Below are 12,193 nucleotides of genomic sequence, written 5' to 3' on the forward strand. Positions count from 1 at the left end.
GAGGAGACCACCGTGGAACCCACGAGCACGCGACTGCGCGGATTCCTCCGCAAGCCGACCCCCGAGCAGGTCAAGGCGGCCGGCGCCGCGGAGTTCCTGCACCTGACCGACGCCGAGGCGGAGATGTACGCAGGTGTCCTGGAGGGGGTGCTGTCGTCCATCGACCGCCTCGACGAGCTCCCCTTCGACCACGCCCCGCTGAAGTGGACCACTCGTGACCCGGGTCGCCGGCCCACGCCGGAGGAGGACCCGTTCAACGCGTTCGTGCGCCGGTGCCTGGTACCCGGCGCACCGGACGGCCCGCTCGCCGGGATGCGCTTCGGGGCCAAGGACAACCTGGCGGTGGCGGGAGTGCCGCTGACCAACGGTTCCCGTGTCGCCCCCTACACGCCCACCTCGGACGCGGTGGCGGTGGAACGGCTGCTGGACGCCGGCGGCACCCTCGTCGGCAAGCTGAACCTCGACGACTTCTCCTCCTCCGGCACAGGGGAGTCGGCGTTCTTCGCCCCGGCCCGCAACCCGCACGACCGCACCCGCTCGGCCGGCGGGTCCTCCGGGGGGTCCGGTTCGGCGGTCGCCTCCGGCCACGTCGACCTGTCCCTGGGCGTCGATCAGGGCGGCTCGGCGCGCATCCCGGCGTCCTTCAACGGGGTGGTGAGCTTGAAGGCTACCCACGGGGCGATCCCCTCGGCCGGCGTGACGCACATGGACCACTCCATCGACTACGTCTGCCCCATCGCTCGCACCGTGCGGACGACCGCGATCGCCGCCGACGTCCTCACCGGCCACGACGACCGCGACCCGCAGTGGGTGCGCGGCGCCAACGAGCCGACGCGCTGCGTGGAAGCCCTCGACCGGGGGGTGGCGGGGATGACGATCGCCGTGGTGGAGGAGGCCGTCGACCCCGCGATCTGCGACCCGGACGTGCTGACGAACTTCGAGCGGGCCCTGACCGCCCTGGAGGAGGCCGGTGCCACGGTCACCCGGGTCTCGATCCCGTTGTGGAAGGACGCCTGGTCCATCGAGACCGCGCTGCTGTGCACGCTGGCGTGGGGGATGAACCAGTCCAACGGCATCGGATTCGGCCACCGCGGTGTCGTCGACGAGAACCGCGCGCACGCCTTCGCGCTCACCCGCAAGCTGGAGGCCGACGAGTTCGCCCCCTTCTACAAGGTCTGGCTGCTCACCGGCCGCTACCTGCAGGACGAGTACCACGGCACCATGCACGCCAAGGCGCAGAACCTGCGGTTCGCGCTGACGAAGCAGGTCGAGGCGGCACTGGGGGAGGCGACGCTCCTGGCGATGCCGACCACCCCCCAGGTCGCGCCCGAGCTGCTGGACCACCCCGAGCCCGAGGACGTCATCCTCGGCCGCGGCACCACCATGGTGACCAACACGGCCCCCACGAACCTGACGGGTCACCCGTCCCTCGCGGTGCCGACCGGGCGGGACCGCGACGGGATGCCGACGTCCATCCAGCTCGTCGCCGGGCTGTTCCAGGACGCCACCACGTTCGCGGCAGGGGCCGTCGTCGAGGAGGCCATCGGCACCCTCACCCCGCCGGGGCTGCCGCTGGGGTCGGCCGAGGCGCTCGACGTGGACGTGGACCTCGAGCTGAGCTGAGGCCTCACCCTCCGGGGCGCGGTGCCCACCGCCGCGCCCCGGAGGGTCGTCCCCTGTGGACGGTCGTCCGGCGGGCGGGCGGTGGCCGTAGCGTGCACCGGTGAGCGCGTGGCAGGAACCCGGTCCCGCACCGCCCGCGTCCAGCGCCGCCGTGGCCGGGATCATGCGCCGCACCGGCCGCCGTGACACCGCACCGGAACTGGTGCTGCGCCGCGAGCTGCACCGGCGCGGCCTGCGCTACCTCGTCGACGCCACCCCGCCGGGCACGAACCGGCGACGCCGGGCGGACCTGGTGTTCCGGGGCGCGCGGGTGGCGGTGTTCGTCGACGGCTGCTTCTGGCACTCCTGCCCGGTGCACTTCGTCCCGCCCCGGAGGAACGCGGCGTGGTGGCGGGTGAAGCTGGGCAGCATCACCGCCCGGGACCGCGACACCGACGCTGCGCTCGCGGCGGCCGGCTGGCACGTCGTGCGCGTGTGGGAGCACGAGGACGTCGGTGCCGCCGCGGACCGCGTGCACGGCGTCGTGCACGCCCGCACCCCGTACCGTCAGCGCGGCCGGGTGACGACCACCAGTTCCACGGGGGAGTCCTCCCCGGCCTGCTCCAGCACCGCGCGCACGTCCGCCCACTCCAGCCCGCCGATGCCCGCACCGATGCGCGGCACCCCCACCTGAGCCAGACCGCGGCGCTCGGCGTCCAGGAGCGCTCCCCGCACGGCGATGTCGATCGCGCTCAGCCGCGCGTCCGCGCCCGTCTCCACCTGGGTGCCGAGGTTGTAGACCACCAGCCCCTCGGGCGTCTCCCACGGCATGACGTCACCGAGCTGGAACTCCCCGGCCAGGCAGCGCCGCCGGTACGCCTCCGCCATCTCCGGCCAGCGGGCCTGGAACTCCAGCGCGATGCCGCCGGCCATCGAACCGCGGCAGTTGCAGCCGTGGGCGAGGGCGGGCAGACCCAGGTCGAACAGGTCACCGGTGGTGCGGATCGTGGGCAACGGTGCCTCCTCGACGGTGGGTGCTCGGCCGCTCCCCGGCCCGGTTCACGCGCTGCAGCGGTCCAGGGGAGCCGACACGTCGATCCCCGCGTCGCGCAACAGCGTCAGCGCCCCCTCCGGCGGCAGCAGCGGCGAGCGCTGCGGGCGCCGGCACCGCCGTTCCACGTCCGGGTTCTGCGCCAGGGCTGCCGCGTCGAGGTGCGCGGGCAGGTCGTAGTGGCGCCACTGTGTGGGGACCCCCGCCCGCTCCTCGGCGCGCAGCAGTTCCCGGCCCTGGGCGACCAGCAGCGTGTAGTCGCCGCGCGAGGAGATCGCGCACACGGCGCGGACGTCGCCCGCCCCGGCGCTGATCCCCTCGGCCGCCACCCGGAACGTGTTGCCGAACCGGCCGTGCACGTGCAGCACCGGCCCTTCGGGGTGCGCGTTCCACTCCCCGTGGCGCTCCTCCAGGGTGTTCGCGACCTGCCACAGCGCCTCGCGGTCCTCGGGCTCGGTGTCGTCCGGTTCGGTGTCCTCGGGCTCGCTGTCCTCGGCTCCGCCGTCGCCGGTGGCGTCCCCGGCGGGTGCACCGGCACCGGGCTGCTCACCGTCCGCCTCCGGCTGCTGCGGCGCGGCGTCGGGGTCCACGACGGGCACGGCCCCGGAGGCGCGGGTGCCGTCCTCGGAACGCAGCAGTACCTGGTCCCCGGCGCTCGCCTCGACGTCGAGGACCTCGCCGCTGGAGCCGGCCGGCAGGACGTCGACGTCCTCCCACGCCCCGTCCTCGTCGCCTCGGGACAGCGCCACCAGCAGGTCCTCGGCGGTGGGCCCGTCCAGCCGCAGGTGCAGGCCGGCGGGGCGCAGGACGGCCTCCAGCAGCGCGGGCGGTGACCCGGCGCCGTGCTCGGCGGCGGCGGAGGGGACATCGGCCGGGACCACGCCTTCACCGTAGGGGAGCGGCGCGGGTCCGTCACGGGTGGGCGCGCCCCCACCGCCGACCGCGTGGCTACGGTGGGTGCGTGGACGACGGCAGCGGGGCGGTCAACGGCACGCGGGCGGGCATCACCGAGGCCGCCCACCACGGCGACGAGCGCACCACCGTGCTGGGCGTGCTGCAGCGCCAGCGCGACCTGGTGGCGTGGAAGCTGCGCGGCGCGGCCGAGGACGCGCTGCGCTCGGCGACCACCCCCAGCGGGATGGGCCCGCACGGCCTGGTGCGCCACCTGACGAACGTCGAACGCTCCTGGCTGCGCGACGTGTTCGCCGGCGAGGAGGGTCTGGAGTTCGACTGGAGCGACGACGACCCCGACGGGGAGTGGCGGGTGCCGGCGGACGTGGGCGTCGAGCAGCTCCTGGCCGAGTACGCCGCCGAGTCCCGCCGGTGCGACGCGGTGGTGGCCGCCGCCGCGTCCCTGGACGCCACCGCCCACCGGCGGGACTTCTCGCTGCGCTGGATCCTGCTGCACCTGGTGGAGGAGACCGCCCGGCACCTGGGTCACCTGGACGTGCTGCGCGAGCGGGCCGACGGCAGCACCGGTGAAGAACCCGCCTGATCGCCTTCTGCCGGGGTGCTGGGTCATCCCGGGAAAACCCCGTTCGCGGGTGGCGGCGCCTCGGTAGGGTCCCGACCTCTCGTCCTCGGCGAAGGGGCCCGCCATGTCCACCTCCCGCCCGGTGCGTTGGGGCGCCGCGCTGCTCATCGTGGTGTCCCCGGTGGCCTGCGGCTCCGAGCAGGCACCTGGCGCTGCGGAGCCGACCACCACGTCCTCCCTCGCGACCACCTCCCTCGCGCCGTCCGCCCCGGGTGCTGAGCCGACCGCGACGGCGAAGGCCCTGCGCTGGGACGAGGACCACCTGACGGGTTCGGAGGGCACCTTCACGTGGGACGTCACCGTCCCGCGCGCCGCTGGCCCGGCGGTGGCCGCGGAGGTGAACCGGCGCGTGGTCGCCTCCGCCGAGGACGTGATCGATGCTGCGCGGGCATCCGTGCTGGACGGGGACCCGCCGCGCACCCTCACCGGTGAGGGCACCGTCACCACTGACGACGGGCGCACCGTGCAGGTGGTGCTGGAGTTCGTCGACTCCACCGAGGGCACCGCCCACCCGACGACGTCCGTGACCACCGTCGTCCTCGACGTCGAGCGCGAGCGGCCGGTGGTCCTCGGCGACGTGTTCGACGACCCGCGGGCGGCGTTCGAGGAGCTCGCCCTCGTGGTGGAGGAGGTCGCCGACGCGGCGGGGCAGCCCGTCACGGAGCCGGAGGGACTCTCGCCGCAGGAGGCGAACTGGGCGGCGTGGCAGTCCGGGGAGGACGGGATCACCTTCTGGTTCCAGGACTACCAGCTCGGCGGGCACGGCACCCGGCAGTACCTGGTGCCGTGGGACCGGGCCGGGCACCTCCTGACGCCAGCGGCGCGCGAGCTGCTGGCACCCGTCTGAGGGAGCTGCTCGTCAGGGTTTGCGGTACCGCCGTCGCCGGTCCCGCGGGGGAGCGGTCGCTACGACCCGGCCCTGTTCGACGAGCTCGGTGAGGTAGCGGGTCGTGATGAGGCGGCTGAACCCCAGCGCTGAGGCCAGGTCGGCGACGTGGTGCTCTCGGCCGTCGTCGAGCAGGGCGAGCAACGCCTGCACGCGTTGCTGTTTCGCCCGGGTCGGGGAGGCCTGTGGTGCAGCAGGTGCGCCGCTGGTGGGTGCGGTGATGCGGCTGCGTGGGCCGATTCCTCCGTCGTCGACTGCGGGTGTGCGGCGGAGGACCACCCGGAAGCGCGTGAGGCTCGTGCGGAACTCCGGCAGGGGCAGCCCGGCGCGCCGCAGCAGACCCGACATCACCGCGATCCCGCTGCCGCGGTTCTCGCACACGACCCGGTCGGTGCCCGGCAACGGGACGTCCGCGAGCAGCAGGGCGAGTCGGCTGTTGCGGCTGGAGGAGAGCTCACCGAGCGAGTCGGTGGTGACGGGGCCGAACAGGCCGCCGGGGCTGACGACCTCCAGGCGGTCCGGGTACATCTCCACCTGCACCTGGGTGCCGCGGCTGAGCGGCCCGTAGTCGCGGTGCATGACGGCGTTGACGACCGCCTCCCGCACGGCTTCGACCGGGTAGTCGTAGGTGTCGACGCGCCCGGCGCCGGTGACGGTGGAGCGCCGGGCCATGTTGCGGACCACGGCGTCGACGGTGTCCTCCACCACGACCGGCAGCGGCCCGGTGAGCGTCTGGTTGTCCAGGAATCGCGGCCCGTCCACGGGCAGCGAGCCCATGTCGGTGGCGGGGACGTTGACGAAGGAGACGTGCAGCTGGGGGAGGAACTGCTGCGGGTACGTCCCGAGCGCCAGGAGCCCCGCCAGGCTCGGCACCAGGTGCCCCTCGTGGCGGACCAGGACGTTCAGGCGCTGCAGCGCCACGTCCTCGGGGACGTCGCGGAACACGCGGGGCTGGCGTCGCCGGACGTGGGCGAGCAGGGCGGCGACGGCGTCGTCGTCGAGGTCTTCGCGCGACGCCCCTGTGGGCTCCACGTCGTGCAGCGGCTGGCCGCGGTTCTCGCGCAGCGCCTGCGTCTCGTAGTCGGTGAGGAGCCGGTCGCCCTCGTGGCTGCGGGTGTAGGAGCCGGCGCGCTCGCCGCGCGCGGTGACCCAGCACGGTTTGCGGTCGGCGGGCAGTTCGGGGACCCGGGCCGCCACGAGCGGGGCGCCGTCGACGTCGACCACGTCGATCTCCAGGCGCAGCGGCGGGGTCAGCTCCGTGGCGGCGGCCTCGTCGAGGAGCCGTGCGGTGCGCGGGGCGTCGAAACCGTCGGCGGGCCGGAACCCGGTGGCTTCGTCCACGCCGAGCAGCAGGAGCCCACCGCGATCGTTGGCGAAGGCGCTCAGCGTCTCGCGCACGCTCTTGGGCAGTCCGCCGGTCGCGGCCTTCGCCTCGACGGTGGCCGACTCGCCGTGCCGGCGCAGCAGCGCGAGCACCGTGCGCACTTCGTCGGGAGTGGGCACGGTGGCTCCTCATCTACATCTACATCTACATCTACATGGTACGGACTATGTATATGTACCATGTGGAGATCAGGTCTTTCGCTCCCATCGGAGCGGCCCCGCATCATGGGCCCGTGCTCCCCCACACCCCGCCCGCCGACGTACCCGACCCCCTCCCCGCGGACGTCGTCGCCCGCTACCCGCACCCCTACGCCGTCGTGGACGTCGAGACCACCGGCATGGACGCCGCCGCCGACCGGATCGTGCAGGTCGCGGTGGTGCAGCTCGCCGCGGACGGGCGCGTGGAGGGCGCGTGGGACTCCCTGGTGGACCCCGGCCGCGACCCCGGCCCCACCCACGTGCACGGCATCAGCGCCGAGATGCTGCACGACGCCCCCGCCTTCGCGGACGTCGCCGGGCGCCTCGGCGAGCTGCTCGCCGGCCGGGTGCTGGTCGCCCACAACGCCCCCTTCGACTGGGGCTTCCTGCACGAGGAGTTCAAGCGCACCGGCGCCGAGCACCGCGTGCCGCACTTCCTGTGCACGGTGACGCTCAGCCGGCGGCTGCGCCTGCCGTTGCCGGACCTCACCCTCGCCCGCGTCGCCGCGCACTGGGGCGTGGTGCAGGAACGCGCCCACGACGCCGTCGACGACACCCGCGTGCTCACCGAGGTGCTGCGCGCCTCCCTGCGCGAGGCGGCCGAACAGGGGATCGACCTGCCGCTGGTCCCGTTGCAGCAGAACCCGCCCACCCCGGCGCAGCGGCGCTGGCGGCGCCCGGCCACCGCACCGCGCACCCCCTGCGCGTTCACCGACCCGGGGCGCTGGGTGGTCGGTGAGGCGCTGGTGCAGGGCACCAAGGTCGTCTTCAGCGGCGACACGACCACCCCGCGCGAGGACCTCATCGCCCGCTCGATCACCGCCGGTCTGGACGTGATGAACGGCGTCAGCCGCACCACCGGGTTGCTGGTGACCAACGAGCCGGACGCCGGGGTGCGCAAGGTGCTCGACGCGCGCAAGCACGGGGTGCCGGTGGTGGATGAGGAGGCGTTCGAGGCGCTGCTGGCGGGCATCGCGCCGGGGACGCCGAAGAAGGGGTGAGCGGCGTTCGGCAGCGCTGAAGGCCCGCATTTGGTAGCCCAGGAGGGGCGCAGAAGGTAGCGCAGGCCCCTGGCCGGACGACCCGGTGCAGTGCGCTCGGCAGACAGGGAGCCACGTCGTGGGGCGGTACGAACCCTCACGGGATGCCCGCTGCGTGGGCCGGCATCGCCGCGCCACGCGTCTTGACAGGATTTCCTGGCGTCGGTGAGTCTGGGCCCTGTGACAGGAAATCCGGGCAGCCCAGGGGTGCGCCGTGCCGCGACCCCCGCTCAGCTCGGTCAAGCCCTCGCCGACCTGCGCCACCGGGCCGGGATGAACCAGCAGGAGCTCGCCGAGTGGGCCGGGGTGAGCCGGCAGTACGTCAGCCTGCTGGAGACCGGTGAGGTGTCGCTGCAGGTCAAGCGCTTGTTCGACCTCTTCGCCGTGCTCGGGCACGACCTCGCGGTCGTCCCTCGCGGCGCCGGCGCACCGCGACCGTGAGCCCGCGCACGCCACCCCTGGCCGTGTGGCTGCGCGGCGAGCCGGTCGCGGAACTGGTGGAGGTCCGCAGCCGGCAGCTCAGCCTCCGGTACCTGCTGGCGGCGGTCGAACGGTGGGGCGACGGCGCCGTCGTCCTCTCCGCGTCGCTGCCGGTGCGACCCGCCCCGTACAGCGTCGGCAGCACCCGGCCGTTCATCGAGGGGTTGCTGCCCGAGGGCGAGTTCCGCACCGCCGTCGAGCGCACCTTCGACGTTCCCCGCGGTGACGTGGCCCGCCTCCTCGCCGCCATCGGGGCGGACTGCGCCGGGGCCGTCCAGGTGCTCCCGGACGGTGAGCGCCCCGTCGACGACCTCGGCGGCACCGAGCCGCTGGACGCCAGCGGGCTCGAGGAAGCGCTCGCGGCCCTGCCGCAGCAACCCCTCGGCGTGGGCCACGGGGTGCGGCTGTCCCTCGCCGGCCGGCAGGACAAGCTCCTGCTCGCCCGCCGTCCCGACGGTTCGTGGGCGCGTCCCGTCGGTGGTGCCCCCTCGACGCACCTGCTCAAACCCCAGCCGGACACGTTCCCCGACCTCGTGCAGCTCGAAGCCTTCGGCCTGGCCTTCGCCCGCCACCTCGGCGCCGACACCGCCTGCGCGGAGGTCCTCGAGGTGGCCGGCCGCCCGGTGCTCAGCGTCGCCCGCTACGACCGGCACGTCGGCGCGGACGGCCGGGTGGTCCGCACGCACCAGGAGGACTTCTGCCAGGCGTGCGGACGGCTGCCCGATGAGAAGTACCAAGCCGACGGCGGGCCCGGCTGGCGGGACATCGCCGCCGTCGTGCGGGCGGTGGCCGCCGACCCGCGAGCCGAGCTGCTGGCGCTCGCCCGTGCGCTGCTCACCACGGTGCTCGTCGGCAACGCCGACGCCCACGCCCGCAACCTCTCCCTGCTGCACGCCGAGGGCGGTCCGCGGTTGGCGCCGCTGTACGACGTCGTGCCGACCCTGCACCTGGCCCGCACACCCGGCGCCGCGCCGCTGGAGCGCCGGATGGCCATGTCGGTGAACGGCGGGTGGGACGCCGACGGTGTCGACCGCGGCGACGTGCTGGCCGAGTTCTCGTCGTGGCCGCTGCCCGCCCGGGCGGTGGCACGGCTGCTCGACGAGGTCCTCGAGCGGGCGCTCGACCCGTCGGTGGCGACGCTGACGGGAGCGCGCGAGGACCTGGTCACCGCGATCGCGGCCCGGGCCGAGCGGCTCACCGCCCCGACCCGGACCTGACGCACCTGAGTCCGACACGCCGCGGCTCGACGCCGCCGTGCGCGGCGAGCACTCTCGCGCTGTGCGCGCCGAACTGCAGGGCAAGCTCGACCCCGCGGCGACGCTCGCGGCGGAACGCATGGAGGACACCCTCACGGACGCCGTGTTCTCCGCGGTGCGCTACCTGCCGCGACAGCGCCTGCTGGGGCCCCTCCTCGCGGCCGCCCTGCCCGGGGTCGAGTTCTCAGCCGCCGACGTCGAGCGCGCGACGATCACCCTGTGGCCGAAGCTGCCGGTGAGCCTACTGCCCGGGCGGCAGGTCGAACCCGACGTCCTCATCCAGGTCGCCGGTCACCTGATCGCCATCGAGGCGAAGTACCACGCCGGGTTCGGCCGGTACCAGGTCGAGGGGCGCGGAACCGTGCAGCAGTTGACGGTCCAGTGGTGCGCCCTCTCCGAACGTGCCGCCGCGCAAGGGTTGAGCGCGACCGTCATGGCGCTGACCACCGGGACGTCGGAGCCGGTGGACGTGGCGCGGGCGCGCGAGGAGCTCGACGAGCTGGTCGGGGCGGGCAGCGCCGCAAGACGCCCGCAGGTCCGCTGGCTGCCCTGGCGAGTAGTCGCCGACCTCCTGCGGGGTTTGCAGAACCTCGCGGTGCATGAGCAGGAGTTACGCGACGACACGGTCGAACTCATGGAACGCAGGGGAGTGGCCAGGGTGTTCAACGGTTTCGACGCGACCGACTACCAGCAGGTCGCCGACGCGCATCGCGTCGCGGCCGAGCGCCTCTACCCCGCCATCTCCACGTTCGTGCAGGAACTGACGACCCGGTTGGAGGACGACGGGATCGCGTGGGGGTGGCCGCAGAAGGGCCTGTGGACCGCCGGCGGCCTGGGGTGGCAGCGGCCGCAGGAGTGGGCGCGCGACCACTTCGCCGCCGCCTACTGGCCCACCGCCTGGCCGCGGCGGACGATCAAGAGCGACCGCATCGCCCTGTACGTCCTCTTCGACTTCGTGCGCCCCGGCGTCGAGGTCGGTTACGTGCAGGAACCACCCACCTGGGCCGCCGTGCAACGCTCCTGGTCGCCCCACCACGCCGACCTGGCGGACCAGCTCAACGCCCTCGACGGTTCCCAGTTCGCCCTGGTCGTGGACGCCGGGGACTGGACGGCACCCGCCACTGAGGTGCCGGTCGGCGAGGTGTCCGCGGCGCTGCTCGGTCAGCTGAGCGCGTACAACCACCTGAGGCTGGCGCGGCGGCTGGCCGTGGAGGAGGTCACCGCGCCCGAGGTGGTGCGGGAGGCGGTGCTGCAGGTGCGGGAGGCCGTCGAGGCGTGCCCCGCGTTCACGGCGATGCTCTTCGCCTCCGGTCAACTGGCTGCGCCTTCGTGAACCGGTACCGGCTCCGGTGGTCACCGGGGCACGTCTCCGCGGCGACGCTCCACCTCCCGCAGCGCCTCGGTGAAGCTGTCGTTCCACGTGCTCAGCTGCGGCCACACCGCCGCGACCCGCCCCGTCGCCTCCTGCGCTGACAACCTTTCCTCGCGCACCAGCCACGCCCGCAGCACCAGCCCGGTGCGCGAGGCGCCGGCGTGGCAGTGCACGAGCACTCGCCGGCCGTCGGCGCGCAGGGCGGCGATGTCGGCGAGCACGTCGTCGAGGACCGTCTGAATCTCGGAATTGCTGTCGTCGTCGGTGAGGTACGCGAAGCGCTGCACGTCGTGGCCGAAGCGCCCACCCGTGCGGCACAGCGACACCACGGCGAAGTCGCGGTCGCTGCGGCGCGCGCCGTCGAGGTCGGACGCCCAGACACCGGGGGCGACCTCCCGGGGTTCCAGCCCGCGAGTCGGCGGCGGCTCGTGCAGGTCCGCGGTGGATCCGTCGAGGCGCACGGCCAGCCACTGCAGGTCGCGCAGTTCCCACGTCCGGCCGGGGAACCCGGGGACGCGCCCGCGCACCACGGAACTCCAGCGGACCGGGATACCGGTCATCCCGGCGCGGGCCCCGGCCAGTGCCCCGGTGACGCAGGCGACGGTGTCGGTGTCCCCGCCGAGGTCGACGACCAGCCGCAGGGCTTCCTCGAACGTCGTCGAGTGCCGCAGTGCCCACAGCGCCGACCCCAGCGTCGGCCACACCGCGCCGTTGGCCTCGGTGGCGTCCTGCGGCCGCCAGCCCGGGTCGCACACCTGCGCCCACTTCACCCGGTGCTCCTCCGCCACCAGCGGCAGCGCCGCGGCGACGGCCTCGTCGGCGTTCCCGCCCTCCAGCAGCACCCGCAGCACCTCGTGGAAGAGCGCGCACCCCTCCCCGGCCGCCGGGTCGCCGTGGGTGAGGGCGCTGATCCGCCGGGCGGCGTCCATGCTCGCTTCCCGCCCGGCGCGGGCGAAGGAGATCGCTGCCGGGGTGGTGCGCATGAGCGAGCCGTTGCCGGCGGCGCGGTGCCCGGCGCGCACGTGTTCGGCCGCGGCGGCGTCCCACGGCAGCCCGGAGCCCAGCACCGCGGACGTCTGCACCCCGATGTCCGGCGGCCCGGCCTGCGCCCACCGGCGGAATCGCTCGAAGACGTCCGTCTCGTCCAGGCCGTCGCGCTCCAGCAGCGACTGCCCGACCAGCAGTGCCATCTGCGTGTCGTCGGTGAACTCGCCCGGCTCCCAGCCCAGCGTCCCGCCGCCGCACATCTCGGTGGCCACCCCGCGCGCCGCGGTGGGGAAACGGGCGCTGAACGCACCCGGCGGGCCGAACTCGAACGGCGCGCCGAGCGCGTCGCCGACGGCGGAGCCCACGAGGGCGCCCATCACCCGGTGCTGTCGGTCCACGTGGAT

General features: G+C 74.4%; 11 protein-coding genes and 1 pseudogene. 8 read left to right on the forward strand and 4 right to left on the reverse strand.

What is annotated here, in order from left to right; all coding sequences use genetic code 11:
- Window positions 1-12: 12 nt before the first annotated feature.
- Together MN205_RS00915 and MN205_RS22240 are read left to right on the forward strand one after the other, a co-directional pair.
- On the forward strand, window positions 13-1,623 hold the full coding sequence (locus MN205_RS00915) for an amidase family protein (RefSeq protein ID WP_242123408.1): 1,611 nt from the start codon (window positions 13-15) through the stop codon (window positions 1,621-1,623).
- A gap of 163 nt (window positions 1,624-1,786) precedes the next feature.
- Window positions 1,787-2,164 (forward strand): annotated as a pseudogene (locus MN205_RS22240) (very short patch repair endonuclease); the annotation flags it as partial.
- Window positions 2,165-2,169: 5 nt separating this feature from the next.
- On the opposite strand, the gene MN205_RS00925 reads toward MN205_RS22240, so the two are convergent.
- Together MN205_RS00925 and MN205_RS00930 are read right to left on the reverse strand one after the other, a co-directional pair.
- Window positions 2,170-2,616 carry a macro domain-containing protein gene (locus tag MN205_RS00925; protein WP_242123410.1) on the reverse strand — a complete coding sequence of 149 codons (447 nt, stop codon included), beginning with the start codon at window positions 2,614-2,616 and terminating at the stop codon, window positions 2,170-2,172.
- Between the two features lie 45 nt (window positions 2,617-2,661).
- Window positions 2,662-3,534 (reverse strand): hypothetical protein, encoded by an 873-nt coding sequence (locus tag MN205_RS00930; protein ID WP_242123412.1) that lies wholly within the window; start codon window positions 3,532-3,534, stop codon window positions 2,662-2,664.
- An 80-nt stretch (window positions 3,535-3,614) separates the two neighbouring features.
- On the opposite strand from MN205_RS00930, the gene MN205_RS00935 reads away from it, so the two are divergent.
- Both MN205_RS00935 and MN205_RS00940 read left to right on the forward strand, forming a co-directional pair.
- A complete protein-coding gene (locus MN205_RS00935; RefSeq protein ID WP_242123414.1) occupies window positions 3,615-4,148 on the forward strand; it encodes a DinB family protein in 534 nt (177 codons plus the stop codon).
- Window positions 4,149-4,251: 103 nt separating this feature from the next.
- Complete coding sequence (locus tag MN205_RS00940; RefSeq protein ID WP_242123416.1) at window positions 4,252-5,034, forward strand: hypothetical protein; 783 nt, start codon at window positions 4,252-4,254, stop codon at window positions 5,032-5,034.
- 12 nt (window positions 5,035-5,046) lie between these two features.
- Here MN205_RS00940 and MN205_RS00945 read toward each other — a convergent pair whose 3' ends face one another.
- Entirely contained in the window at window positions 5,047-6,576 is a 1,530-nt protein-coding gene (locus MN205_RS00945) for an ATP-binding protein (protein WP_242123418.1), read from the reverse strand.
- A 113-nt stretch (window positions 6,577-6,689) separates the two neighbouring features.
- Between MN205_RS00945 and MN205_RS00950 the strand changes: the two genes are divergently transcribed.
- From MN205_RS00950 to MN205_RS00965, 4 genes are all read left to right on the forward strand, one after another.
- A complete protein-coding gene (locus MN205_RS00950; RefSeq protein WP_242123420.1) occupies window positions 6,690-7,655 on the forward strand; it encodes an exonuclease domain-containing protein in 966 nt (321 codons plus the stop codon).
- A gap of 246 nt (window positions 7,656-7,901) precedes the next feature.
- Window positions 7,902-8,135 (forward strand): helix-turn-helix transcriptional regulator, encoded by a 234-nt coding sequence (locus MN205_RS20080; RefSeq protein ID WP_308220215.1) that lies wholly within the window; start codon window positions 7,902-7,904, stop codon window positions 8,133-8,135.
- Window positions 8,132-9,391, forward strand: a complete 1,260-nt coding sequence (locus MN205_RS00960) for a HipA domain-containing protein (RefSeq protein WP_242123424.1) — start codon at window positions 8,132-8,134, stop codon at window positions 9,389-9,391. The genes MN205_RS20080 and MN205_RS00960 overlap by 4 nt, the downstream gene beginning before the upstream one ends.
- 61 nt (window positions 9,392-9,452) lie before the next feature.
- The gene (locus MN205_RS00965) at window positions 9,453-10,763 is read left to right on the forward strand and encodes a hypothetical protein (protein WP_242123426.1); all 1,311 of its coding nucleotides are present in this window, start codon (window positions 9,453-9,455) and stop codon (window positions 10,761-10,763) included.
- Between the two features lie 20 nt (window positions 10,764-10,783).
- On the opposite strand, the gene MN205_RS00970 is transcribed toward MN205_RS00965, so the two are convergent.
- Window positions 10,784-12,187, reverse strand: coding sequence for an ADP-ribosylglycohydrolase family protein (locus tag MN205_RS00970; RefSeq protein ID WP_242123428.1), 1,404 nt, complete (start codon window positions 12,185-12,187; stop codon window positions 10,784-10,786).
- Window positions 12,188-12,193: the final 6 nt, after the last annotated feature.

This window comes from Kineococcus sp. TRM81007, assembly GCF_022669155.1.
Classification (GTDB): domain Bacteria; phylum Actinomycetota; class Actinomycetes; order Actinomycetales; family Kineococcaceae; genus Kineococcus.

Bases quoted from the DNA above. Each gene is read 5' to 3' on its own strand.
- MN205_RS00940 (WP_242123416.1), top strand. From the start codon at position 4,252: ATGTCCACCTCCCGCCCGGTGCGTTGGGGCGCCGCGCTGCTCATCGTG.